The 24811-nt window shown below is 43.7% G+C and carries 37 protein-coding genes; all 37 read left to right on the forward strand.

The window, feature by feature from the left end:
• Nucleotide 1: 1 nt before the first annotated feature.
• The 37 genes from rpoC (at nt 2) to rplQ (ending at nt 24523) form a co-directional block, all read left to right on the forward strand.
• On the forward strand, nt 2-3625 hold the full coding sequence (rpoC, locus tag ACJROX_RS00785) for a DNA-directed RNA polymerase subunit beta' (RefSeq protein WP_408008931.1): 3624 nt from the start codon (nt 2-4) through the stop codon (nt 3623-3625).
• Nucleotides 3626-3712: 87 nt separating this feature from the next.
• A complete protein-coding gene (locus ACJROX_RS00790) occupies nt 3713-3961 on the forward strand; it encodes a 50S ribosomal protein L7ae-like protein (protein ID WP_408008933.1) in 249 nt (82 codons plus the stop codon).
• A 111-nt stretch (nt 3962-4072) separates the two neighbouring features.
• A complete protein-coding gene (gene rpsL, locus ACJROX_RS00795) occupies nt 4073-4495 on the forward strand; it encodes a 30S ribosomal protein S12 (RefSeq protein ID WP_221569194.1) in 423 nt (140 codons plus the stop codon).
• Between the two features lie 104 nt (nt 4496-4599).
• Nucleotides 4600-5070, forward strand: a complete 471-nt coding sequence (gene rpsG / locus ACJROX_RS00800; protein WP_408008934.1) for a 30S ribosomal protein S7 — start codon at nt 4600-4602, stop codon at nt 5068-5070.
• Between the two features lie 53 nt (nt 5071-5123).
• Entirely contained in the window at nt 5124-7202 is a 2079-nt protein-coding gene (gene fusA, locus ACJROX_RS00805) for an elongation factor G (RefSeq protein ID WP_408008935.1), read from the forward strand.
• 121 nt (nt 7203-7323) lie between these two features.
• Complete coding sequence (gene tuf, locus ACJROX_RS00810; RefSeq protein WP_408008936.1) at nt 7324-8514, forward strand: elongation factor Tu; 1191 nt, start codon at nt 7324-7326, stop codon at nt 8512-8514.
• An 890-nt stretch (nt 8515-9404) separates the two neighbouring features.
• The gene (rpsJ, locus tag ACJROX_RS00815) at nt 9405-9713 is read left to right on the forward strand and encodes a 30S ribosomal protein S10 (protein WP_221569190.1); all 309 of its coding nucleotides are present in this window, start codon (nt 9405-9407) and stop codon (nt 9711-9713) included.
• Nucleotides 9714-9753: 40 nt separating this feature from the next.
• The gene (gene rplC / locus ACJROX_RS00820) at nt 9754-10392 is read left to right on the forward strand and encodes a 50S ribosomal protein L3 (protein WP_408008937.1); all 639 of its coding nucleotides are present in this window, start codon (nt 9754-9756) and stop codon (nt 10390-10392) included.
• Nucleotides 10393-10409: 17 nt separating this feature from the next.
• Entirely contained in the window at nt 10410-11033 is a 624-nt protein-coding gene (rplD, locus tag ACJROX_RS00825; RefSeq protein ID WP_408008938.1) for a 50S ribosomal protein L4, read from the forward strand.
• Complete coding sequence (rplW, locus tag ACJROX_RS00830) at nt 11033-11323, forward strand: 50S ribosomal protein L23 (RefSeq protein ID WP_221569187.1); 291 nt, start codon at nt 11033-11035, stop codon at nt 11321-11323. The genes rplD and rplW overlap by 1 nt, the downstream gene beginning before the upstream one ends.
• A 25-nt stretch (nt 11324-11348) precedes the next feature.
• Entirely contained in the window at nt 11349-12179 is an 831-nt protein-coding gene (rplB, locus tag ACJROX_RS00835; RefSeq protein ID WP_408008940.1) for a 50S ribosomal protein L2, read from the forward strand.
• Nucleotides 12180-12236: 57 nt separating this feature from the next.
• The gene (gene rpsS / locus ACJROX_RS00840) at nt 12237-12515 is read left to right on the forward strand and encodes a 30S ribosomal protein S19 (RefSeq protein ID WP_408008941.1); all 279 of its coding nucleotides are present in this window, start codon (nt 12237-12239) and stop codon (nt 12513-12515) included.
• 20 nt (nt 12516-12535) lie between these two features.
• Complete coding sequence (rplV, locus tag ACJROX_RS00845) at nt 12536-12877, forward strand: 50S ribosomal protein L22 (protein ID WP_408008942.1); 342 nt, start codon at nt 12536-12538, stop codon at nt 12875-12877.
• A gap of 3 nt (nt 12878-12880) precedes the next feature.
• Nucleotides 12881-13540: a 30S ribosomal protein S3 gene (gene rpsC / locus ACJROX_RS00850; protein WP_408008943.1), complete on the forward strand. Its 660-nt coding sequence runs from the start codon at nt 12881-12883 to the stop codon at nt 13538-13540.
• Nucleotides 13541-13542: 2 nt separating this feature from the next.
• On the forward strand, nt 13543-13977 hold the full coding sequence (rplP, locus tag ACJROX_RS00855; RefSeq protein ID WP_221569182.1) for a 50S ribosomal protein L16: 435 nt from the start codon (nt 13543-13545) through the stop codon (nt 13975-13977).
• Nucleotides 13967-14170: a 50S ribosomal protein L29 gene (rpmC, locus tag ACJROX_RS00860; RefSeq protein WP_225067063.1), complete on the forward strand. Its 204-nt coding sequence runs from the start codon at nt 13967-13969 to the stop codon at nt 14168-14170. The genes rplP and rpmC overlap by 11 nt, the downstream gene beginning before the upstream one ends.
• Nucleotides 14171-14191: 21 nt before the next feature.
• Complete coding sequence (gene rpsQ, locus ACJROX_RS00865) at nt 14192-14455, forward strand: 30S ribosomal protein S17 (protein ID WP_408008944.1); 264 nt, start codon at nt 14192-14194, stop codon at nt 14453-14455.
• A gap of 46 nt (nt 14456-14501) precedes the next feature.
• Complete coding sequence (rplN, locus tag ACJROX_RS00870; protein WP_225067065.1) at nt 14502-14870, forward strand: 50S ribosomal protein L14; 369 nt, start codon at nt 14502-14504, stop codon at nt 14868-14870.
• A gap of 51 nt (nt 14871-14921) precedes the next feature.
• The gene (gene rplX, locus ACJROX_RS00875; protein ID WP_408011547.1) at nt 14922-15233 is read left to right on the forward strand and encodes a 50S ribosomal protein L24; all 312 of its coding nucleotides are present in this window, start codon (nt 14922-14924) and stop codon (nt 15231-15233) included.
• A gap of 26 nt (nt 15234-15259) precedes the next feature.
• A complete protein-coding gene (gene rplE / locus ACJROX_RS00880) occupies nt 15260-15799 on the forward strand; it encodes a 50S ribosomal protein L5 (protein WP_408008945.1) in 540 nt (179 codons plus the stop codon).
• A 21-nt stretch (nt 15800-15820) separates the two neighbouring features.
• Entirely contained in the window at nt 15821-16006 is a 186-nt protein-coding gene (locus tag ACJROX_RS00885; protein WP_138420165.1) for a type Z 30S ribosomal protein S14, read from the forward strand.
• A 30-nt stretch (nt 16007-16036) separates the two neighbouring features.
• Nucleotides 16037-16435: a 30S ribosomal protein S8 gene (rpsH, locus tag ACJROX_RS00890; RefSeq protein WP_408008946.1), complete on the forward strand. Its 399-nt coding sequence runs from the start codon at nt 16037-16039 to the stop codon at nt 16433-16435.
• Nucleotides 16436-16464: 29 nt separating this feature from the next.
• Nucleotides 16465-17004, forward strand: a complete 540-nt coding sequence (gene rplF, locus ACJROX_RS00895; protein ID WP_408008947.1) for a 50S ribosomal protein L6 — start codon at nt 16465-16467, stop codon at nt 17002-17004.
• A 32-nt stretch (nt 17005-17036) separates the two neighbouring features.
• Nucleotides 17037-17399, forward strand: coding sequence for a 50S ribosomal protein L18 (gene rplR, locus ACJROX_RS00900; RefSeq protein WP_408008948.1), 363 nt, complete (start codon nt 17037-17039; stop codon nt 17397-17399).
• Nucleotides 17400-17420: 21 nt separating this feature from the next.
• Nucleotides 17421-17921, forward strand: a complete 501-nt coding sequence (rpsE, locus tag ACJROX_RS00905) for a 30S ribosomal protein S5 (protein ID WP_221569174.1) — start codon at nt 17421-17423, stop codon at nt 17919-17921.
• Nucleotides 17922-17934: 13 nt separating this feature from the next.
• A complete protein-coding gene (gene rpmD / locus ACJROX_RS00910; RefSeq protein WP_221569173.1) occupies nt 17935-18123 on the forward strand; it encodes a 50S ribosomal protein L30 in 189 nt (62 codons plus the stop codon).
• Nucleotides 18124-18156: 33 nt separating this feature from the next.
• Nucleotides 18157-18597, forward strand: a complete 441-nt coding sequence (rplO, locus tag ACJROX_RS00915; RefSeq protein WP_408008949.1) for a 50S ribosomal protein L15 — start codon at nt 18157-18159, stop codon at nt 18595-18597.
• The gene (secY, locus tag ACJROX_RS00920; RefSeq protein ID WP_408008950.1) at nt 18597-19886 is read left to right on the forward strand and encodes a preprotein translocase subunit SecY; all 1290 of its coding nucleotides are present in this window, start codon (nt 18597-18599) and stop codon (nt 19884-19886) included. Before rplO ends, secY begins: the two co-directional genes overlap by 1 nt.
• A 71-nt stretch (nt 19887-19957) precedes the next feature.
• Nucleotides 19958-20608 carry an adenylate kinase gene (locus ACJROX_RS00925; protein WP_408008951.1) on the forward strand — a complete coding sequence of 217 codons (651 nt, stop codon included), beginning with the start codon at nt 19958-19960 and terminating at the stop codon, nt 20606-20608.
• A complete protein-coding gene (map, locus tag ACJROX_RS00930) occupies nt 20608-21354 on the forward strand; it encodes a type I methionyl aminopeptidase (protein WP_408008952.1) in 747 nt (248 codons plus the stop codon). Before ACJROX_RS00925 ends, map begins: the two co-directional genes overlap by 1 nt.
• Before the next feature lie 16 nt (nt 21355-21370).
• Complete coding sequence (locus tag ACJROX_RS00935; RefSeq protein WP_408008953.1) at nt 21371-21691, forward strand: RNA-binding protein; 321 nt, start codon at nt 21371-21373, stop codon at nt 21689-21691.
• Complete coding sequence (gene infA / locus ACJROX_RS00940; RefSeq protein ID WP_093073147.1) at nt 21684-21902, forward strand: translation initiation factor IF-1; 219 nt, start codon at nt 21684-21686, stop codon at nt 21900-21902. The genes ACJROX_RS00935 and infA overlap by 8 nt, the downstream gene beginning before the upstream one ends.
• Nucleotides 21903-22071: 169 nt before the next feature.
• The gene (rpmJ, locus tag ACJROX_RS00945; RefSeq protein ID WP_003322638.1) at nt 22072-22185 is read left to right on the forward strand and encodes a 50S ribosomal protein L36; all 114 of its coding nucleotides are present in this window, start codon (nt 22072-22074) and stop codon (nt 22183-22185) included.
• Nucleotides 22186-22204: 19 nt separating this feature from the next.
• A complete protein-coding gene (rpsM, locus tag ACJROX_RS00950) occupies nt 22205-22570 on the forward strand; it encodes a 30S ribosomal protein S13 (protein ID WP_408008955.1) in 366 nt (121 codons plus the stop codon).
• An 18-nt stretch (nt 22571-22588) separates the two neighbouring features.
• Entirely contained in the window at nt 22589-22984 is a 396-nt protein-coding gene (gene rpsK, locus ACJROX_RS00955; RefSeq protein ID WP_221569166.1) for a 30S ribosomal protein S11, read from the forward strand.
• Nucleotides 22985-23177: 193 nt separating this feature from the next.
• Nucleotides 23178-24122 carry a DNA-directed RNA polymerase subunit alpha gene (locus ACJROX_RS00960; protein ID WP_408008956.1) on the forward strand — a complete coding sequence of 315 codons (945 nt, stop codon included), beginning with the start codon at nt 23178-23180 and terminating at the stop codon, nt 24120-24122.
• Between the two features lie 38 nt (nt 24123-24160).
• Nucleotides 24161-24523, forward strand: a complete 363-nt coding sequence (rplQ, locus tag ACJROX_RS00965; protein WP_408008957.1) for a 50S ribosomal protein L17 — start codon at nt 24161-24163, stop codon at nt 24521-24523.
• Nucleotides 24524-24811: the final 288 nt, after the last annotated feature.

The following is a 24811-nucleotide window of genomic DNA, read 5'->3' on the forward strand; positions in this document are numbered from 1 at the left end:
CTTGATCGATGTAAATAACTTTGAGTATATGAAAATAGGTCTTGCTTCACCTGATAAAATCCGCTCTTGGTCTCGTGGTGAAGTCAAGAAACCGGAAACGATTAACTACCGTACGTTAAAGCCTGAGAAAGACGGGCTTTTCTGTGAACGAATTTTCGGTCCCCAAAAGGACTGGGAATGTCACTGTGGTAAATACAAACGCGTCCGCTATAAGGGCGTCGTTTGTGACCGCTGTGGTGTAGAAGTTACACGTGCAAAAGTTCGACGTGAACGCATGGGACATATCGAACTTGCGGCACCTGTTTCTCATATCTGGTACTTCAAAGGAATCCCGAGCAGAATGGGCCTTGTACTCGATATGTCACCTAGAGCGCTTGAAGAAGTGATTTATTTTGCTTCTTGGGTAGTAACAGATCCAGGTGAAACACCGCTTGAGAAGAAGCAACTTTTATCTGAAAAAGAATACCGTTCATACCGCGAAAAGTATGGACAGGGATTCACTGCACAAATGGGTGCAGAGTCTATCAAGAAGCTTCTTGAAGACATCGACCTCGATAAAGAAGTCAATGTACTGAAAGAAGAACTGAAGACGGCTCAAGGGCAAAGACGTACACGTGCCATCAAACGTCTTGAAGTACTTGAAGCGTTCCGTCATTCAGGTAACTTCACATCATGGATGATTCTAGAAGTATTGCCGGTCATACCGCCGGAACTTCGTCCGATGGTTCAATTGGACGGTGGTCGTTTTGCGACATCCGACCTTAATGATTTATACCGTCGAGTCATCAACCGTAACAACCGTCTGAAGCGTCTATTGGATCTTGGTGCGCCGAATATCATTGTGCAAAATGAAAAGCGTATGCTCCAGGAAGCTGTAGATGCATTGATTGATAACGGACGCCGCGGCAGACCAGTCACAGGACCTGGAAACCGTCCATTGAAATCCCTCTCGCATATGTTGAAGGGTAAACAAGGTCGTTTCCGTCAGAATTTACTCGGTAAACGTGTCGACTATTCAGGTCGTTCGGTTATCGTTGTAGGGCCGAACCTGAAGATGTATCAATGTGGCCTCCCTAAGGAGATGGCACTTGAACTGTTCAAACCGTTCGTCATGAAAGAATTGGTCAACAAAGGCCTTGCTCATAATATCAAGAGCGCCAAGCGTAAAGTTGAACGTGTCCAACCTGAAGTATGGGATGTACTTGAAGAGGTCATCAAAGAACACCCAGTTCTATTGAACCGTGCTCCTACACTTCACCGTTTGGGAATCCAAGCATTCGAGCCGACATTGGTCGAAGGGCGTGCAATTCGTCTTCACCCATTAGTATGTACTGCATACAATGCTGACTTTGATGGAGACCAAATGGCGGTCCACGTGCCATTATCAGCTGAAGCACAAGCTGAAGCTCGTATCTTGATGCTTGCTGCACAAAACATTTTGAATCCGAAAGACGGAAAACCGGTTGTTACACCGTCTCAGGATATGGTATTAGGTAACTACTACCTAACTCTTGAGCGAAAAGGTGCGATCGGTGAAGGAATGATCGTCAACGATACGAATGAAGCCCTGACGGCATATCAAAATGGTTATGTCCATCTTCACACTCGTGTCGCAATCCCGGCGAAAGCGCTCGGAAAAGGATCATTCACAGAAGAGCAAAACCGAAAATTATTAATTACGACAATCGGTAAGTTGGTTTTCAACGAAATCTTGCCGCCGTCATTCCCTTATATCAACGAGCCGACTGAGTATAACTTGGAAGTCGCAACACCTGAGAAGTACTTCATCGATCCGACTGTTGATTTGAAAGAGGAACTTGATAAACGCGAATTGATTCCACCTTTCAAGAAAGGTATCTTAGGAAAAATCATTGCAGAGGTATTCAAACGATTCAAAATCACTGAAACCTCTCGAATGCTTGACCGAATGAAAGACCTTGGATTCAAATACGCGACTAAAGCAGGTATTACCGTTGGTGTATCTGATATCGTCGTCCTTTCTGAAAAGAAAGAAATCCTTGAGGAAGCTGAAGAGAAAGTCACTAAAGTATTGCAGCAGTTCCGTCGAGGACTCATCACAGAAGAAGAACGTTATGATCGTGTCATTTCCATCTGGAGTAACGCGAAAGATTCCATCCAAGAAAAACTGATGGTTTCCTTGGATCCATATAACCCGATCTTCATGATGAGTGATTCAGGTGCCCGTGGTAACGCATCTAACTTTACACAGCTCGCTGGAATGCGTGGACTGATGGCCAACCCGGCTGGTCAGATCATTGAACTTCCAATCAAGTCCAGCTTCCGTGAAGGTCTTACGGTTCTTGAATACTTCATCTCCACTCACGGTGCTCGTAAAGGTCTTGCCGATACAGCACTTAAGACAGCTGACTCAGGTTATCTGACTCGTCGTCTTGTAGATGTTGCACAAGATGTAATCGTCCGTGAAAAAGATTGTGGAACAGATCGCGGTCTGACTGTCCGGGCGATTAAAGAAGGAAATGAAGTCATCGAACCACTTGAGGAAAGATTGATTGGTCGTGTAGCATTCAAGACCATCCATCACCCTAAAAATGATTCTGTCATTGTCGGACGTAACGACTTGATTACAGAAGACATTGCGAAAGAAATCATTGACCTTGGAATTGAAGAGGTTGTCATCCGGTCAGCGTTTACATGTAACACTCGCCACGGCGTATGTAACCTATGTTATGGACGTAATCTTGCAACAGGTACTGAAGTGGAAGTTGGAGAAGCTGTCGGTATCATTGCTGCTCAATCAATCGGTGAGCCAGGAACACAGCTTACAATGCGTACATTCCATACAGGTGGAGTTGCAGGAGACGACATCACACAGGGTCTGCCTCGTATCCAGGAATTGTTTGAGGCGCGTAATCCGAAAGGTCAAGCGGTCATTTCTGAGCTTGATGGAACGGTTACAGCAATCAATGAAGTTCGGGATAAGCGCGAAATCACTGTTCAAGGTGAAGTTGAAAGCCGTTCGTACACCATCCCTTACGGTGCACGTATAAAAGTGAAAGTAGACGACAAGATTAAAGCAGGTCAAGAACTGACAGAAGGTTCGATCGATCCGAAAGAACTGATGAAAGTTTCTGGTGTTGACGCAGTCCAAAACTACCTTCTTCGTGAAGTACAGAAAGTATACCGTATGCAAGGGGTAGAAATCGGTGACAAGCACGTCGAGGTGATGGTTCGTCAAATGATGCGTAAAGTCCGCGTCATTGAAGCTGGAGATACAAACGTCTTACCAGGTTCCCTTATCGACATCAACCAATTCACAGATGTCAATACGCAAGTCCTGTTAGATGGCGGCCAACCAGCTACAGGTCGACCGATCCTGCTTGGAATTACAAAAGCATCTCTTGAAACTGAGTCATTCTTATCAGCAGCTTCCTTCCAGGAAACAACTCGTGTCCTGACTGATGCAGCAATCAAAGGTAAGCGTGATGAGTTGCTCGGACTGAAAGAGAATGTAATCATCGGTAAGCTTGTGCCAGCAGGAACAGGGATGTCACGATACCGTAACATCGTTCCTGTAGGTGAAGAAACCGAATTGGAAGCGACTGAAGAATCTGTTGCTGCAGAAGAATTAGTCACACAAGATTAATTGTTTGTTGACAACATTTTTCAACTCTGATAATATAACGGAGTGCTTTCATATAAACCTGTCAAACTTTGGAGGATATCTGAACAAATGTCTTATGAAAAAGTAACGCAGGCCACGAATTTTATTGTTGGCACCAAGCAAACAATAAAAGCCCTTCAGAATGGGGAAGTGAAAGAGCTAATCGTTGCAATTGATGCAGATCAGCGTGTAACGAATAAAGTCGTTCACATCGCAAAAGAAAAAAGCGTTCCTGTCACAAACGTCGACTCTATGAAAAAGCTTGGAAAAGCTTGCGGAATTGACGTTGGGGCTGCAACGGTTGCGATAATAGGATAAAATGTTTTTGCCAGGGCTATTTTAGCCCTGCGCAAAAACTTTATTTTGTCCAAAAATGAACCGCCTGGATGTGTGGGCTAGGAATACAAGTATTAGAAGGGAGGATATAAAATGCCTACTATTAACCAATTGGTACGTAAGGGTCGTCATTCAAAAGGTAAGAAATCTGACTCTCCAGCACTTAACAAAGGCTACAACAGCTTCAAGAAAGTGAATACTGATCTTTCTTCTCCGCAAAAGCGCGGTGTTTGTACACGTGTTGGTACAATGACACCTAAGAAGCCGAACTCTGCACTTCGTAAGTATGCGCGTGTTCGTTTGACTAACCAGATCGAAGTTACAGCTTACATTCCTGGAATTGGTCACAACCTACAAGAACACAGTGTTGTACTTATCCGCGGAGGCCGTGTGAAAGACTTGCCAGGGGTACGTTACCACATCGTTCGTGGTGCACTCGATACTGCTGGAGTCAATGACCGTAGACAAGGTCGTTCTAAGTATGGAACGAAAAAGCCTAAAGATGAAAAGAAATAATAGGCAGTTCAAATAGGTAGTTCAAAAGTCATCAAATGATGAACGGCGGTTTTACCGATTTGGACACTCGAAAATATCGACAACTTTTGAAAGGAGGGGACTACATGCCTCGTAAAGGACCTGTAGAACGTCGTGATGTATTGCCAGATCCAATTTATAAATCTAAACTTGTGACACGCTTAATCAACAAGATCATGGTTGATGGAAAAAGAGGTGTAGCGCAAACGATCTTATATAATGCGTTCAACATCGTACAAGAGAGAACAAACCAGGATCCAATGGAAGTACTTGACCAAGCACTTAAGAACATCATGCCGGTTCTTGAAGTAAGAGCTCGTCGTGTGGGTGGTGCAAACTATCAAGTACCAGTCGAAGTACGCCCTGAGCGTCGTTCGACACTTGGACTTCGTTGGCTAGTGAACTACTCTCGTCTTCGTGGAGAAAAAACGATGGAAGAGAGACTAGCATACGAAATCATGGATGCTGCTAACAACACTGGTGCTTCTGTCAAGAAGCGTGAAGACATGCACAAGATGGCTGAAGCGAACAAAGCATTCGCTCACTATCGTTGGTAAGATCAGAGAAATAATAAACTATCAATCACATTCGAAGGAAGGAGAAAGACCCTATGGCAAGAGAGTTCTCCTTGAAAGATACACGTAATATCGGGATTATGGCTCACATTGATGCCGGTAAGACAACTACGACTGAACGTATCTTATTCTATACAGGTCGTATCCACAAAATTGGTGAAACTCACGAGGGAGCTTCACAAATGGACTGGATGGAGCAGGAACAAGAGCGCGGAATTACAATCACTTCCGCCGCTACAACTGCTCAATGGAAAGACCACCGTATCAATATCATCGACACACCTGGACACGTAGACTTCACTGTAGAAGTTGAACGTTCATTACGTGTATTAGACGGAGCAGTAGCGGTTCTTGACGCTCAATCCGGAGTTGAACCGCAAACAGAAACAGTATGGCGTCAAGCGACGACATACCATGTACCACGTATCGTGTTCATCAATAAGATGGACAAAATCGGAGCAGACTTCATCTACTCCCTTGGAACGCTTCGTGAGCGCCTAGGTGCTAACGCACATGCGATCCAGCTTCCAATCGGTGCAGAGGATGACTTCGAAGGAATCATCGACCTTGTGGAAATGAAAGCTTACTTCTATGAGGATGATCTTGGAACTCGTACACAAGCTGGTGAAATACCAGATGAGTATAAAGAACTTGCTGAGGAATATCACGGAAAGCTTGTTGAAGCAGTAGCTGAATTAGATGAAGATCTAATGATGAAATATCTAGAAGGTGAAGAGCTTACAGTTGAAGAGCTGAAAGCTGGTATCCGTAAAGGTACTGTAAATGTTGAATTCTACCCAGTTCTTTGTGGTTCTGCATTTAAGAACAAAGGTGTTCAGCTAGTATTGGATGCTACACTTGATTACTTACCATCTCCATTAGATGTACCAGCAATCAAAGGTTTCTTGCCTGAGACTGAGGAAGAAGTAACCCGGGAATCCGACGATAATGGTCCATTCGCAGCATTGGCTTTCAAGGTTATGACTGACCCTTACGTTGGTAAGCTTACATTCTTCCGTGTATACTCTGGAACACTTGATTCTGGATCTTACATCAAAAACTCTACGAAGAATAAGCGTGAACGTGTTGGACGTATCCTGCAAATGCACGCAAACTCTCGTGAAGAGATCTCAACTGTTTATGCAGGAGATATCGCTGCTGCAGTCGGGCTGAAAGATACATCTACTGGTGATACGCTCTGTGCAGAGAATGACCTTGTAATCCTTGAATCTATGGACTTCCCAGAGCCGGTTATCTCATTGTCTGTTGAGCCTAAATCAAAGGCTGACCAAGACAAGATGTCAATCGCTCTTGCTAAATTGGCAGAGGAAGATCCAACATTTAAAACTGAAACAAATACGGAAACGGGACAAACGATCATTTCTGGAATGGGTGAACTTCACCTTGATATCATCGTTGACCGTTTACGTCGTGAATTTAAAGTTGAAGCGAATGTTGGTGCTCCTCAGGTTGCTTACCGTGAAACAATCCGCAAAGGCGCGAAGGTTGAAGGTAAGTTCGTACGTCAATCCGGTGGACGTGGGCAATACGGACACGTTTGGATTGAATTCGCACCAAACGAAGAGGGTGCAGGATTTGAATTTGAGAACAAGATCGTCGGTGGTGTTGTACCACGTGAATATATTCCAGCGGTACAAAACGGAATCGAAGAAGCTTTGCAAAACGGTATGATTGCAGGTTACCCTGTAATTGATCTTAAAGCGACTATCTACGATGGCTCATACCACGATGTTGACTCAAATGAAATGGCGTTTAAGATTGCTGGATCTATGGCATTGAAGAACGCTAAACAATATTGCTCTCCAGTTCTTCTTGAGCCAATGATGAAAGTTGAAGTTGTTGTGCCTGAAGAATACATGGGTGACATCATGGGAGATGTAACATCTCGTCGTGGTCGAGTAGAAGGTATGGAAGCTCGTGGTAACGCTCAAGTTATCCGTGCAATGGTACCACTATCTGAAATGTTCGGTTACGCGACAACCCTACGTTCTAGAACACAAGGGCGCGGAACTTACACAATGCACTTTGAAAAGTACGAAGAAGTACCAAAGTCAATTTCAGAAGAAATCATTAAAAAAGTAAGCGGTCAGTAATCGTTTACGACTTGTACTAGGAAGTACATTTATTGTAAGCTAAGATAGGTGAAGTAAATACTCGCCTATCTTACAAATAAAAAAACAACTATCTTTTATATTTAAAGGAGGAACATAACTCATGGCAAAAGAAAAATTTGACCGTTCCAAAGACCACGTTAACATTGGTACAATTGGACACGTTGACCATGGTAAAACTACACTAACTGCAGCAATCACTACTGTACTTCACAAGAAGTCTGGTAAAGGTGAAGCTCGTGCATACGATCAAATCGATGGTGCTCCAGAAGAGCGTGAGCGTGGAATCACAATCGCTACTGCACACGTTGAGTACGAAACTGACAACCGTCACTATGCACACGTTGACTGCCCAGGACACGCAGACTACGTTAAGAACATGATCACTGGTGCTGCACAAATGGACGGTGGAATCCTTGTTGTTTCTGCTGCTGACGGCCCAATGCCGCAAACTCGTGAGCACATTCTACTTTCCCGTCAAGTAGGTGTACCTTACCTTGTTGTATTCATGAACAAGTGTGACATGGTAGACGACGAAGAACTACTTGAATTAGTAGAAATGGAAGTGCGTGACCTTCTTTCTGAGTACGACTTCCCTGGTGATGATGTACCAGTAATCAAAGGTTCTGCTCTTAAAGCTCTTGAGGGAGACGCTGAGTGGGAAGAGAAAATCTTCGAACTTATGGCTGCTGTTGATGAGTACATCCCAACTCCAGAACGTGACCACGACAAGCCATTCATGATGCCTGTTGAGGACGTATTCTCAATCACAGGACGTGGAACAGTTGCAACTGGACGTGTTGAGCGTGGTAAAGTTAAAGTTGGAGACGAAGTTGAAATTCTTGGTCTAACTGAAGAGCCAAAGAAAACTACAGTTACTGGTGTAGAAATGTTCCGTAAGCTTCTTGACTATGCTGAAGCTGGTGACAACATCGGCGCACTACTTCGTGGTGTATCCCGTGACGACATCGAGCGTGGACAAGTTCTTGTTCAACCTGGAACTGTTAAAGCTCACACTAAGTTCAAAGCTGAAGTTTATGTTCTATCTAAAGAAGAAGGTGGACGTCACACTCCATTCTTCGCTAACTACCGTCCACAGTTCTACTTCCGTACTACGGACGTAACTGGTACAATCGGTCTTCCAGAAGGAACTGAAATGGTTATGCCTGGAGACAACATTGAAATGACTGTAGAATTGATCGCTCCAATCGCGATCGAAGATGGCACAAAGTTCTCTATCCGTGAGGGTGGACGTACTGTAGGTGCTGGTGTAGTATCTTCTATCATCGAATAGTTAATTGATGAATCAAAGCACTCCGTATTTTACGGGGTGCTTTTTTATGTGATTTTTTTGTGGTAGGAAGAATTCTGAAGTTTGTAGCGTTTGATCCTGAGTAGTAAGGATGATCTTCTTTATTACGTGCTTGATTTATCTCTTAAATTCTAAAACGGCTCCATAACACAAAAAAGCAGACTGACGATCATCAGTTTTCATCTATGCTGTTTAGAAGAATAATGAGTGGTTGAAATATAGGAGACTCCTGCGGGAAAAGCGAGCCGGGCGAGACCCCACAGTGACTTAAGGATCTTCGAGTATAATAATGAACTTCGACTAAATACCACCACGTCCTGCGCCTGCGGTTACTTGCGCAAAACTACATGGGTGGAATGTAAGTCCGTGGTCTTGTGGTGAACGTCGAAGCCAGCATAAGGAAAGCTTCTAAGAATTCTCATCGCAGACACGAAAATGATTTCATTTTTGTGTTGAGATCCATGTGCAAGTGAGCGAGGAGGCTAGCGGATCGCCCGCGGAAAGCGAGTATATTTCCCACGGTACCATGACAAGATTTTAAAAAACAACACTTTACTCAAGAAGCCTCCATTTATTCAGACTGAAAATACTCTTCTATAAACTCCCGTCCCCAACAAATTTCGATCCTATTCAAAAAATCCTTGCAAATCGTAGGCAAAACCATTATAATAGTTCAAGTGTGGCTGAATACTTATTAAAGCTATTGTCGCTTGCAAAACCCTTGCGACTCTAGTATAATCTGTAATGTTGGCCATCAATTTGCGATGAAGTAGAAGGTTGCGGACACACCCGGCCCCTTTGCCATGGCGGGAACGTTCGGTAAATTTCTACTGAGAATTGTCTATATCAATGGACGAGAAGGAGGGGAAATAATGGCAAAGCAAAAGATTCGTATTCGTTTAAAGGCTTATGATCACCGTATCTTAGATCAATCTGGTGAGAAGATTGTTGAAACTGCTAAGAGATCTGGTGCAAAGGTATCGGGACCAATCCCACTACCAACTGAAAAGTCTGTATACACTATCTTGCGTGCGGTTCACAAGTACAAAGATTCTCGTGAACAGTTTGAAATGCGCACACATAAGCGTTTGATCGACATTATCGAGCCGACGCCACAAACGGTCGATTCACTAATGCGTTTGGACCTACCATCTGGCGTAGACATCGAAATCAAGCTATAAAACACTAAAAATTTTAAGGATATATTAGGAGGTGTGACGAATGACCAAAGGAATCTTAGGTAAAAAGATCGGTATGACTCAAATCTTTGCAGAAAACGGTGAGGTAATTCCTGTAACTGTTGTTGAAGCTGCTCCGAACGTTGTTCTACAAAAGAAGACAGCTGAAAACGATGGCTACGAGGCAATCCAAATCGGTTATGCTGACAAGAAAGAATCTCGTACTAACAAACCTGCAAAGGGCCATGCTGAAAAAGCAAACACAAACCCTAAGCGCTACATTAAAGAGGTTCGCAATGTTGAACTAGCGGACTATGAAGTTGGTCAGGAAGTCAAAGTAGGTATTTTCCAGGAAGGCGACAAAGTGGACGTCACTGGAACATCAAAAGGTAAAGGATTCCAAGGTGCGATCAAGCGTCATGGACAATCTCGCGGACCGATGACTCACGGTTCTCGTTACCACCGTCGCCCTGGTTCAATGGGTGCTGTTGACCCAATGCACGTTTTCAAAGGTAAGAAACTACCTGGACGTATGGGTGGAAACACAGTTACAGTACAAAACCTTGAAATCGCTAGAGTTGACGCTGAGCGCAACCTGCTATTGATCAAAGGTAACGTACCTGGTGCGAAAAAGAGCTACGTTACAGTAGAATCTGCAGTTAAGGCAAAAGAAGCTAAGTAAGAAAGGAGGATACACCGGTGCCAAAAGTAACGCTTTATAACCAATCCGGTTCTGAAATCGGAGATATCGAATTAAATGACAATGTATTTGGGATTGAACCAAATGAAGATGTACTTTTCGATGCAGTTGTCATGCAACAAGCATCAAGCCGTCAGGGGACTCATGCTGTAAAAAACCGTTCTGCGGTCAGAGGTGGAGGTCGCAAACCTTGGCGTCAAAAAGGTACAGGGCGTGCTCGTCAAGGATCCATTCGTTCACCACAATGGGTAGGCGGTGGTGTGGTATTCGGACCAACACCAAGAAGCTACAGCTACAAGATGCCTAAAAAAGTACGTCGTTTAGCGATCAAATCTGCGCTTTCTTCTAAAGTGCAAGAAAACAACGTGGTCGTATTAGATGAGCTTAAGTTTGAAGCTCCAAAAACGAAAGAGATGGCTACAGTGTTAGCAAACTTCTCTGCAGCAACAAAAGCGCTTGTCGTTACTGGAGATTATAACGAATTCGCAGCTTTATCCGCTCGTAATATCCCTGGAGTTTCAATCGTAACTGCTGACGGTGTAAACGTGTTGGATGTGCTGAACCACGACAAATTATTCATGACGAAAGATGCTGTAGAAAAGGTAGAGGAGGTGCTCGCATAATGGCAGACGCACGTGAAATCATTAAGCGCCCCGTTATCACTGAACGAACTACAGAAATCATGGGTGATGGAAAATACACGTTCGAGGTTGATCCTCGTGCTAACAAAACTCAGATCAAAGACGCGGTAGAAGAAATTTTCGGTGTCAAAGTCGAAAATGTCAACACACAAAATTACAAAGGGAAGAAGAAACGTGTAGGTCGTTACTTCGGATACACTGCTAAACGCAAAAAGGCGATTGTGCAGTTGACATCTGACAGTAAAGAGCTCGATTTCTTCGAAGGAGTATAAGTTACTCGTAAAGGAGGGACCGTAAATGGCTATCAAAAAGTATAAACCAACATCAAATGGTCGTCGTCATATGACGTCATCTGATTTTAGTGAAATTACAACAGACCAGCCCGAAAAGTCGTTGTTAGCGCCATTGAGCAAAAAAGCTGGACGTAACAACCAAGGGCGTATTACTACACGTCACCAAGGTGGAGGCCACAAGCGTAAGTATCGTCTCATCGACTTCAAACGTGACAAAGATGGAATACCAGGACGCGTTGCTACGATCGAATATGATCCGAACCGTTCTGCTAACATTGCTCTTATCCACTATGCTGACGGGGAAAAGCGTTATATCCTTGCAGCTAAAGGTATGCAAGTAGGACACGAAGTCATGTCTGGACCAGATGCGGACATCAAGACTGGAAATGCAATGGCTCTTAAAGATATCCCGGTTGGTACTACCATCCACAATATCGAAATGAAGCCTGGTCGCGGAGGTCAACTTGTTCGTTCTGCTGGAGCAGAAGCACAACTATTAGGTAAAGAAGAGCGTTACGCACTTGTACGTCTTCGTTCAGGTGAAACTCGCCGTATCCTATTGACTTGCCGTGCGACAATCGGTCAAGTTGGGAACCTGGAACACGAATTGATCAACATTGGTAAAGCAGGTCGTTCTCGTTGGATGGGTAAACGCCCAACTGTACGTGGATCTGTAATGAACCCTAACGATCACCCACATGGTGGTGGTGAAGGACGTGCACCTATCGGACGTAAATCACCAATGTCTCCATGGGGCAAACCTACACTTGGATACAAGACTCGTAAGAAGAACAAGCCAAGTGACAAATATATCGTACGTCGTCGTAAAAAATAACGGGATTGAACTACGGTTCAAACGAACCGTAGCGCAATCGCGAAGGGAGGTACAAACATGGGTCGTAGTTTGAAAAAGGGACCTTTCGTGGATGATCACTTAATGAAAAAGGTAGAAGTTCTTAATGAAGGAAACGACAAGAAGGTCATCAAGACTTGGTCTCGTCGCTCTACTATTTTTCCGGATTTCATCGGACACACAATTGCCGTTTATGACGGGCGTAAGCACGTGCCAGTATATGTGACTGAAGACATGGTCGGACACAAGCTAGGTGAATTTGCACCTACACGCACATACAAAGGCCACGCAGCTGATGATAAGAAAACAAGACGTTAACAAGAGAGGAGGTACTCCGAATGGAAGCTAAAGCTGTTGCAAAACAGGTTCGAATTGCTCCTCGTAAAGCTCGCCTAGTCGTCGATCTCATTCGAGGAAAGGAAGTTGGAGAAGCGATTGCAATTTTGCGTCACACACCAAAAGCAGCGTCTCCAATCATTGAAAAGGTACTGAATTCTGCAATCGCAAACGCAGAACACAATTATGAGTTGGAACCGAACAATTTGGTAATTAAGAATGCATTTGTTGATGAAGGTGTAACATTGAAACGATTCCGCCCACGTGCTATGGGTCGTGCAAGCCGCATCAATAAGCGCACAAGTCATATTACGATCGTAGTTTCAGAAAAGAAGGAGGGATAAATCGTGGGTCAAAAAGTAAATCCAGTAGGACTTCGTGTCGGCGTCATCCGTGACTGGGAATCTAAATGGTATGCGGACAAAGATTACGCTGATCTACTACATGAAGACATCAAAATTCGTGAATACATTGAAAATCGTTTGAAAGATGCTGCTGTCTCGGCGGTTGAAATCGAGCGTGCAGCAAACCGTGTGAACATCACAATCAAAACTGCTAAGCCTGGCATGGTCATCGGTAAAGGTGGTTCTGAAGTGGAAGCACTTCGTAAATCCCTTAACGATCTAACAGGCAAAAGAGTTCATGTAAATATCTTTGAAATCAAGCAAGCAGATTTAAATTCCAAGCTCGTTGCAGAAAACATTGCGCGTCAGCTTGAAAATCGTATTTCGTTCCGTCGTGCGATGAAGCAAACGATCCAACGTGCGATGCGTGCAGGTGCGAAAGGTATCAAAACGGAAGTATCAGGTCGTCTAGGTGGCGCTGATATCGCTCGTTCTGAATCCTACAGTGAAGGAACTGTTCCGCTTCACACTCTTCGTGCAGACATCGACTATGGAACTGCCGAAGCAGACACTACTTACGGTAAGTTAGGTGTTAAAGTCTGGATTTATCGTGGTGAAGTCCTTCCAACGAAAGGAACGAAACAAGAGGAAGGAGGAAAATAATTATGTTGATGCCAAAACGTGTTAAATATCGTAGAGAACACCGTGGTAAAATGCGTGGACGCGCAAAAGGCGGCCAGGAAATCGCATTCGGTGAGTACGGTCTACAAGCAGTTGAATCGTCTTGGATCACTAACCGCCAGATTGAAGCAGCTCGTATCGCGATGACGCGTTACATGAAGCGTGGCGGTAAAGTTTGGATTAAAATTTTCCCTTCTAAGCCTTACACAGCGAAGCCTCTAGAAGTACGTATGGGTTCCGGTAAAGGTGCACCAGAAGGATGGGTTGCAGTCGTAAAGCCTGGGAAAATCATGTTTGAAATAGCTGGAGTATCAGAAGAAGTAGCTCGTGAAGCACTTCGTCTTGCATCTCACAAGCTGCCGATCAAAACAAAATTTGTAAAACGCGAAGAAGTGGGTGGTGACACAAATGAAAGCTAATGATTTCCGTAACTTAACCACTGCAGAAATCGAACAGAATGTTAAAACTCTTAAAGAAGAGCTATTCAACCTTCGCTTTCAATTAGCAACTGGCCAATTAGAAAACCCTGCCCGCATTCGTGAAGTCCGTAAAGCCATTGCACGTGCGAAAACTGTTTTGCGCGAACGTGAGCTCGGAATTACGAACGCCTAAATTGAAGGGAGGACTTAAAAAATGAGCGAACGCAATCAACGTAAAGTATACGTAGGTCGTGTCGTATCCGACAAGATGGATAAGACGATCACAGTACTTGTTGAAACTTATAAAAATGACAAATTGTACGGTAAGCGTGTAAAGTACTCTAAAAAGTTCAAAGCACATGATGAAAACAACACTGCTAAGATGGGTGACATTGTTAAAATCATGGAAACTCGCCCGTTATCTAAAGATAAGCGCTTCCGTCTAGTAGAAGTGGTAGAAGAATCAATCATCATCTAATAAAAGTTCGGATCGATATCTTCAGTCCGAAAGGAGGTACACGTAAATGATTCAACAAGAATCACGCTTAAAAGTCGCTGACAACTCTGGAGCTCGTGAACTACTAACTATCAAGGTCCTCGGTGGATCTGGACGTAAGTATGCGAACATCGGTGATATGGTTGTGTGTTCTGTTAAATCCGCAACACCAGGAGGCGTTGTTAAGAAAGGTGATGTCGTTCGTGCAGTAATCGTACGTTCTAAGCGCGGTATGCGTCGTCCGGATGGATCTTACATCCGTTTCGATGAGAATGCTGCAGTAATCGTACGTGACGACAAGAGCCCAAGAGGAACACGTATTTTCGGACCTGTCGCGCGCGAACTACGTGACAATCAATTCATGAAAATCGTTTCATTAGCGCCAGAAGTTCTTTAATAAAATTCAAGCCCTGTCTTGTAAGGAGGTGCGCAAATCGCTATGCCTAAAATGCACGTGAAAAAAGGCGATAAAGTTCAAGTTATTTCAGGTAAGGATAAAGGGAAGCAAGGAGTAGTCCTTCAAGCGTTACCGAAAAACAATCGTGTTGTTGTTGAAGGAATCAACGTTGTGAAGAAGCACGCCAAGCCTTCTCAAGATAATCCACAAGGTGGAATCCTTAATGTTGAAGCATCTATCCATGCATCTAACGTTATGTTGATCGACCCTAAATCAGACGAACCTACTCGTGTAGGATATAAAGATGTGGATGGAAAGAAAGTACGTGTTGCTAAAAAGTCAGGAGAAGCTCTTGATAAATAAGCTTTGTTGAAAGGAGGTTACCTAGAATGAATCGTCTACAAGAAAGATACAAAAAAGAAATCGTTCCTTCTCTTCAAGAGAAGTTCAACTATACATCTGTGATGCAAGTGCCAAAAATTGAAAAGATCGTGATCAACATGGGTATCGGAGATGCTGTTTCTAACGCAAAAGCTCTTGATGTTGCTGTTGAAGAACTAACTGAAATCGCTGGTCAAAAGCCGGTCGTTACAAAGGCTAAGAAATCCATCGCTGGATTCAAGCTACGTGAAGGAATGCCGATTGGTGCGAAGGTTACACTGCGCGGTGAGCGTATGTACGAATTCCTCGACAAGCTGATCAGTGTTTCTCTTCCTCGTGTACGTGACTTCCGTGGGATTTCTAAGAAATCCTTTGACGGTCGTGGAAACTACACTCTTGGAGTGAAAGAACAGCTTATTTTCCCGGAGATTGATTATGATAAGGTCAACAAAGTGCGCGGTATGGATATCGTTATCGTAACTACTGCTGACACTGACGAAGAGGCTCGTGAACTACTTCATCAAGTAGGTATGCCATTCCAAAAATAATGAGCCAAAGGAGGGAAAACTGTGGCGAAAAAATCAATGGTCGCTAAACAAAAGCGTAAACAGAAATTCAAAGTTCAAGAATACACTCGTTGTGAACGCTGCGGACGTCCGCATTCAGTAATTCGTAAATTCAAGCTTTGCAGAATTTGTTTCCGTGAACTTGCATATAAAGGTCAAATCCCTGGCGTCAAAAAAGCTAGCTGGTAAACCCCATTGTCGGGAAGGAGGTAATTAGTAATGGTCATGACAGATCCAATTGCAGATATGTTAACTCGTATTCGTAATGCAAATACTGTAGGTCACGATAAACTAGAGGTTCCTGCATCCAAACTCAAAAGAGAAATTGCAGAAATCCTTAAGAAAGAAGGTTTCGTACGTGACGTGGAGTATATCGAAGATAGCAAGCAAGGTGTTATTCGCATTTTCTTAAAGTACGGTCAAAACAACGAACGTGTTATTACTGGCCTTAAGAGAATCAGTAAGCCTGGTTTGCGTGTCTATGCGAAAGCTTATGAAGTACCACGTGTACTTGGTGGACTAGGAATCGCACTAGTTTCAACATCAAAAGGTATTATGACGGATAAAGACGCTCGTAACCAACAGGTTGGCGGAGAAGTCTTAGCATACGTTTGGTAATCGAAAGAAAGAATGGAGGTGCAGCCTGAATGTCTCGTATTGGTAACAAACATTTAGAAATTCCAAACGGCGTGACAGTTGAAAAAAAAGACAACAACGTCGTGACTGTCAAAGGTCCTAAAGGTGAATTGTCTCGCTCTTTTAGCCCTGACATGAAAATCAACATTGAAGATAACAAGGTCACTGTTGAACGCCCAAGCGATCATAAAGATCACAAGGCACTTCACGGAACTACAGCTAGTCTTATCGGAAACATGATCGAAGGTGTTGCTAACGGTTATCAAAAAGCTCTTGAACTAGTAGGGGTTGGATACCGTGCCAACAAATCCGGTAACAAACTAGTATTGAACGTTGGTTACTCTCACCCTGTTGAGATCGTTCCTGAACAAGGAATCGAAATTGAAGTACCAGCGAATACGAAAGTAGTCGTTAAAGGTATCGACAAAGAACGTGTTGGTGCTGTTGCAGCGAATATTCGCTCTGTTCGTCTTCCAGAACCGTATAAAGGGAAAGGTATCCGTTACGAAGGAGAATATGTTCGTCGTAAGGAAGGTAAGACTGGTAAATAGTAACGTAAGATTACGGAAAGGAGTGGCGTAGGATGATTACGAAGCAAGATAAAAATACTGCCCGTAAGAAAAGACACGCTCGTGTGCGCCGTACTATTTTCGGAACAGCAGAACGTCCTCGCTTGAACGTATTCCGCTCATCAAAGCATATTTACGCTCAATTGATCGATGATGAAAACGGAGTAACGTTATTATCTGCTTCTACTTTAGACTCTAACGTAGATGTTGATAATGGTGGAAATGTTGAAGCTGCTAAGAAAGTCGGCGAAGAAATCGCTAAGCGCGCAGTTGAAGCTGGACATAAAGTAGTTGTATTCGACCGCGGTGGTTACATCTATCACGGACGTGTGCAAGCACTAGCAGAAGCAGCTCGTGAAGCTGGACTGCAATTTTAATAGAAGGAGGGAAATCCAATCATGCGTGGAATCGATCCAAACAAACTAGAACTTGAAGAACGTGTTGTTACCGTGAACCGTGTTGCAAAGGTTGTAAAAGGTGGACGTCGCTTTCGCTTTGCTGCGGTTGTGGTAGTTGGAGATAAAAACGGTCATGTAGGATTCGGTACTGGTAAAGCTCAAGAGGTACCAGAAGCGATCCGCAAGGCTATCGAGGATGCGAAGAAGAATCTTATTACAGTACCGATCGTTGGTACGACGCTTCCTCACCAAATCAACGGACGATATGGAGCAGGTAACGTATTGTTGAAGCCTGCATCTGAGGGTACAGGAGTCATCGCTGGAGGACCTGTACGTGCGGTACTAGAGTTGGCTGGAGTTGGTGACATCCTATCTAAATCATTAGGATCTAACAACCCGATCAACATGGTACGTGCAACAATCAACGGACTTAAAAATCTAAAACGTGCTGAGGACGTTGCGAAATTACGCGGCAAATCAGTTGAAGAACTATTAGGTTAAGGAGGGATTTTGAATGGCTAAGAAATTAGAAGTCACCCTCACTCGTAGTTTAATTGGTCGTCCTGAAAACCAACGTGTTACAGTGAAGACACTTGGTTTGCGCAAGATGCACCAAACAGTTGTACACGAAGACAACGAAGCGATTCGTGGTATGGTGAACAAGGTGTCTCATCTTGTAACTGTCAATGAAATCAACGAATAATAAGACGATATAAATCATGAGGAGGTGCCGATAATGAAACTTCATGAACTGAAACCATCTGAAGGTTCTCGTGGCAACCGTAATCGTGTTGGACGTGGAATTGGTTCCGGTAATGGTAAAACAAGCGGACGTGGACACAAAGGTCAAAACGCACGCTCTGGTGGAGGCGTACGACCAGGATTCGAAGGTGGTCAAAACCCGCTTGCAAGACGTTTACCGAAACGTGGATTTACAAACCCAACTCGTGTTGAATATGCGGTTGTGAACTTGGATGCTTTAAACCGTTTTGAAGAAGGAACAGAAGTGACTCCTGAACTTCTTCTTGAGACTGGTGTCATCAGCAAGTTGAGAGACGGAGTGAAGGTCCTTGGAAATGGAAAACTAGAGACGAAGCTTTCTGTAAAAGCTCATAAGTTTTCTGCTTCTGCTAAGGAAGCAATCGAAGCAGCAGGCGGAAATGCTGAGGTGATGTAATGTTCCGTACAATCTCCAATATTATGCGCGTAAGTGATATAAGAAACAAAGTATTATTTACTCTAGCAATGCTTGTCGTATTCCGAATCGGAACATTCATCCCTGTACCGAGTGTAAACAAGGATGTGCTAGATTTTCAGAATCAGATGAACGTATTCGGTTTTCTGAATACATTCGGCGGTGGTGCCCTGCAAAACTTCTCGATTTTTGCGATGGGAATCATGCCATATATTACAGCATCGATCATTGTACAGTTGCTACAAATGGATGTTGTACCGAAGTTTACCGAATGGTCTAAGCAAGGTGAAGTTGGGCGACGTAAGCTTGCTCAATTCACTCGTTATGGAACGATCGTACTTGGATTTATCCAGGCGATCGGGATGTCGATCGGATTCAACAACCTGTTCCCAGGTCTTATTCCATATCCGAGCATACCGACTTACCTGCTTATTGCTTTAATTCTGACAGCAGGTACTGCGTTCCTAATGTGGTTAGGTGAGCAAATCACAGCACATGGTGTCGGAAATGGTATTTCCATTCTGATCTTTGCTGGTATCGTTGCAGCTATCCCAAGCGCATTGAATCAATTCTATGCTCAGCAGTTCCAAGGATCAGAACAGACACTGTTCATCGGAATCGTCAAAGTGCTTCTAATTGCATTGGCAGTGGTTGCATTGACAGTCTTCGTAATCTTCATCCAACAAGGGTTGCGTAAGATTCCGATCCAATATGCAAAACGTGTCGTGAACAATAAACCGGTTGGAGGGCAACAAACACATCTTCCAATCAAGGTTAACGCAGCAGGGGTAATCCCGGTCATCTTTGCAATTTCACTGATCATTGCACCACCGACAATCGCAGGATTCTTTGCTGAAAACGCGGTGACTAGATTCATTCAGAATACCTTTGATTATACGACGCCGGTGGGTATGATCGTTTACTCGGCCTTAATCATAGGATTCACGTATTTCTATACATTCGTTCAGGTCAATCCTGAGCAAATGGCAGAGAACTTGAAGAAACAAGGTGGTTACATCCCAGGAATACGACCGGGTAAAAATACAGAAACGTACATCGTACGTATTCTTTATCGCCTGACATTTATCGGCGCCCTATTCTTGGCTCTTGTTTCGATCTTGCCGATTTTCTTTATCAAGTTCGCAAACCTGCCGCAGTCTTTCCAAATAGGCGGTACCAGCTTATTGATTGTGGTCGGTGTAGCATTAGACATTATGAAACGAATTGAAAGCCAATTAATTAAGCGTCATTATAAAGGCTTTATCAAATAGAGGAGAACCGGGAATCTCCGAATTCCCCGTCCTCTTTACAATGTATGATTGTGACCGTATGGAGGGATTAGATGAATCTAGTACTCATGGGTCTGCCAGGTGCCGGAAAAGGAACCCAGGCTGCCGAGATTGTTGATAAATATGGTATTCCCCATATCTCAACAGGTGACATGTTCCGAGCTGCAATTAAAGAAGGAACTGAATTAGGTAAAAAAGCCAAGTCCTACATGGACGCTGGTAATTTAGTACCTGATGAAGTCACGATCGGCATCGTGGATGAACGATTAAGCAAGAGTGACTGTGGAAAAGGTTTCTTACTTGATGGGTTTCCTCGGACGGTCGCACAGGCCGAAGCGCTGGAAAAAATCCTCTCCGACAAGAACCGTTCGATCGACTATGTCTTGAATATCGATGTTGATAAAGGGAAGTTGATGGAACGCTTGACTGGCCGCAGGATCTGCAAACAATGCGGAACGACTTATCATGTGATTTTCAACCCGCCATCTGAACATGGCGTTTGTGATAAGTGCGGCGGAGAGCTTTATCAGCGTGAAGATGATAATGAAGAAACAGTCAAAACAAGACTTGAAGTAAATATTGAACAATCGAAGCCACTGCTCGAATTCTATGATCAGAAAGGCTATCTCCGTAACATCGACGGAAACCAGGATATCGATCAGGTATTTAACGATATCGATCAACTACTTGGAGGGTTGAAGTAATGATCATATCTAAGACTCCGCGTGAGATCGAAATCATGCGGGAAGCTGGAAAGATTGTTGCTTTGACTCATCAGGAGCTCCAGAAGCACATTAAACCGGGAGTGACTACCAAGGAGCTTGATGCAATCGCTGAAAAGTTTATTCGTAGCCACGATGCAATTCCTTCTTTTAAAGGCTATAATGGTTTTACAGGTAGTATTTGTGCTTCCGTAAACGAAGAGTTGGTTCACGGGATTCCAGGGAAAAAGGTACTGAAGGATGGAGACATCATCTCGATCGACATCGGTGCGAAATATAACGGATACCATGGTGATTCAGCTTGGACTTACGGTGTCGGTGAAATATCCGATGAGAACAAACATCTTTTAGAGGTAACCGAACAATCGTTATATAAAGGTCTTGCAGAAGCGAAACCTGGGGAAAGACTCACAAACATCTCTCATGCGATTCAATCGTATGTTGAAGCTGAAGGCTTTTCAGTCGTACGGGAATACGTCGGCCACGGAGTCGGGCAAGATCTCCACGAGGATCCACAAATCCCTCATTTCGGACCGCCAGGCAAAGGACCGAGACTCAAACCAGGCATGGTTCTTGCTGTTGAGCCGATGGTGAATGCAGGATCACGATATGTTCGAACGTTAGCGGATAACTGGACTGTCGTTACCCAAGATGGTAAAAACTGTGCACATTTCGAGCATACCATTGCTATTGTTGAAGATGGTTTCGAAATTTTAACGAAAGCCTAAGTGAAGGTGATAAATGGTGAGTGAATCCGAGCCGGTACCGCAAGTTGGGCAATTGGTCCATATATTGCGAGGGCGGGACGCTGGTCAAATCAATGTAATTGTGGATATTGTGGATGATAAATTTGTCCTCATCGCTGACGGTGATAAACGAAAATATGACCGAGCTAAGAAGAAGAACATCAATCATCTTGAGCTGTTTCAATATATTTCGCCGGAAGTTAAGCGAAGCATCGATGAAACAGGACGTGTAACAAACGGTAAATTGCGTTTCGCCGTGTCGAAATTCTTGAATGATCAAGCAGACTTGCTTGAGAAGGGAGAACAAATCGATGGCTAAAGAAGATGTAATCGAGGTAGAAGGAACCGTAATTGAGCCTCTTCCGAATGCAATGTTTCGAGTGGAGCTTGAGAATGGTCATAAAATTTTAGCTCACGTTTCTGGGAAGATTCGTATGCACTATATTCGCATACTGCCAGGCGATAAAGTAACCGTAGAATTGTCTCCGTACGATTTATCACGTGGTCGTATCACGTATCGTTACAAGTAAGACATTTTTCGGTAAATGCCTTGCGTATGGTCAGGCATATGAATAAGACCAACTGTAGTGAGTGAAACGGTTAAGCTAATTGAAGTGCCTCGCTCAATAGGATTTTCGATTTTGTCGTCGAAGTCAGCACAATTTTGTGCAAGTCCGTGGCATAAGGAGGTATTTAGGAATGAAAGTAAGACCATCAGTCAAACCAATCTGCGAAAAATGTAAAGTTATTCGTCGTAAAGGAACCGTCATGGTAATTTGCGAAAACCCTAAGCATAAACAAAAACAAGGTTAAGAACAGGAGGTGCACATACATGGCACGTATTGCTGGAATTGATATCCCTCGTGACAAACGAGTTGTCATTTCATTAACGTATATTTTCGGTATCGGAAAGTCTAAGGCTCAAGAAATTCTTGCAGAAGCTGGTGTTTCTGAAGATACTCGTGTAAGAGACCTGACAGAAGAAGAATTGAACAAAATCCGTGATATCCTCGACCGACACAAAGTTGAAGGTGACCTTCGTCGTGAAGTTTCCCTTAACATCAAACGTCTGATCGAGATCGGAAGCTACAGAGGTATCCGTCACCGTCGTGGTCTTCCAGTTCGCGGACAGAAGACGAAAAACAACTCACGTACACGTAAAGGCCCACGTCGTACAGTTGCGAATAAGAAGAAATAGTAAGGGAGGTAAACTCACATGGCTAAACAACGTAAAACAAACACTCGTAAACGTAAAGTCAAAAAGAATATTGAGAGTGGGATCGCACATATCCGCTCTACATTCAACAATACGATTGTTACAATTACTGATACTCACGGTAATGCAGTTTCTTGGGCTTCATCAGGCAACCTTGGATTCAAAGGTTCTCGTAAATCCACTCCGTTTGCAGCGCAAATGGCAGCCGAAACAGCTGGGAAAACTGCTATGGAGCACGGAATGAAGACTCTTGAAGTTACTGTTAAGGGTCCTGGTGCTGGTCGTGAAGCGGCTATCCGTGCACTTCAAGCTGTAGGTCTTGAGGTGACAGCAATCCGTGATGTAACACCAGTTCCTCATAATGGATGCCGTCCACCAAAACGTCGTCGTGTTTAATGCTTGAGGTTTTGAACCTGAAGTATTACAATTTGGAAACCTGTCTATAATGGTTATATATGAACTATGAATGAGCAATGCATACTAATGGGTTATCATATGGAATGGCCCGTTAAGGACGCATTATAAAGGAATTTCGGTTAGGTCGACGGGGTCTAACCGAGGTTCGACGTTTTGAAGGAGGGTTTGTTGAATGATTGAAATCGAAAAGCCAAGAATTGAAACGGTAGAGCTCAGCGACGATGCAACTTACGGGAAATTTGTTGTTGAACCTCTAGAGCGTGGATACGGGATCACGTTGGGCAACTCCTTACGTCGTATTTTATTGTCTTCACTTCCAGGAGCAGCTGCAACTTCTGTACAAATCAACGGAGTATTGCATGAGTTTTCAACGATTGATGGTGTTGTGGAGGATGTGACAACAATCATCTTGAGCCTAAAAAAGCTTGCGTTGAAAATTTATTCTGAGGAAGAAAAGACCCTTGAGATTGATGTTCAAGGTGAAGGTGTCGTAACTGCTGCAGATATTACACATGACAGTGATGTTGAAGTCCTTAATCCGGATCTTCATATCGCTACATTATCTAAGGATGCGCATCTTCAAATGAAAATTACTGCGGTCCGCGGAAGAGGTTATGTACCAGCGGAAGGAAATAAGACGGAAGAACAAGCAATCGGGGTCATTCCGATTGACTCGATCTTTACGCCTGTTACCCGCGTAAATTATCAGGTTGAAAATACTCGTATCGGCCAAGTTACAAACTATGACAAACTAACCCTCGATGTCTGGACAGATGGTAGTATCCGGCCTGAAGAAGCTGTTTCACTTGGAGCGAAGATCGTTACGGAACACTTGAATATCTTCGTAGGTTTGACCGACCAAGCACAAAAAGCAGAAATCATGGTTGAAAAGGAAGAAGATCAGAAGGAAAAAGTTCTCGAAATGACGATTGAAGAACTTGATCTTTCCGTTCGTTCTTATAACTGCCTGAAGCGTGCAGGCATCAATACTGTACAAGAGCTCACTCAAAAGTCTGAAGAAGACATGATGAAAGTTCGGAACCTCGGTAAGAAGTCATTAGAAGAAGTCCAAGAAAAGCTGGAAGAGCTGGGTCTTGGCTTGCGTAACGAAGAATAGAACAGAGATAAAGAATAACAAAGAAGGAGGGACCTCTCATGGCTTATCAAAAGTTAGGTCGTGTATCATCTGCACGAAAAGCTTTACTCCGTGATTTAGCAACAGATCTAATCATCAACGAGCGTATCGAAACAACAGAAGCAAAAGCTAAGGAACTTCGTTCAGTCGTTGAAAAGATGATTACACTCGGCAAACGTGGTGACCTTCACGCTCGTCGTCAAGCTGCTTCATTCGTACGTAATGAAGTCGCGAACGAAGAGTCTGGAGAAGGTGCTGTACAGAAGCTATTCTCTGACATCGCTACTCGCTACGAAGATCGCCAGGGTGGATACACTCGCATTCAGAAGATTGGTCCTCGCCGCGGCGATGGTGCACCAATGGTTATTATTGAGCTTGTTTAATCGACAATAGATTAATGTGCAATAACATCGACGAAAAGGGCGGGACAGAATCTACACAGATACTGATTCTATGCCCTTTTTTTCGTACGTTGAAAAATTCATGCCTGCTTACTTAAGAATCTGTGCTGAATTTATCTTAGGCTGTTTTCGCATAGATTGTTGTTTTTGGAAAATATACTCGCTTTCCGCGGGCAATCTGAAAGCCTCCTAAGCTCGTTCCTCGCTTGCGGGGTCTCGCTTAGCTTGCTTTTCCCGCTGGAGTCTCACATATTTCCACTGCCAAAAGGT

The organism is Pseudalkalibacillus sp. A8 (assembly GCF_045920555.1).
Classification (GTDB): domain Bacteria; phylum Bacillota; class Bacilli; order Bacillales; family Fictibacillaceae; genus Pseudalkalibacillus.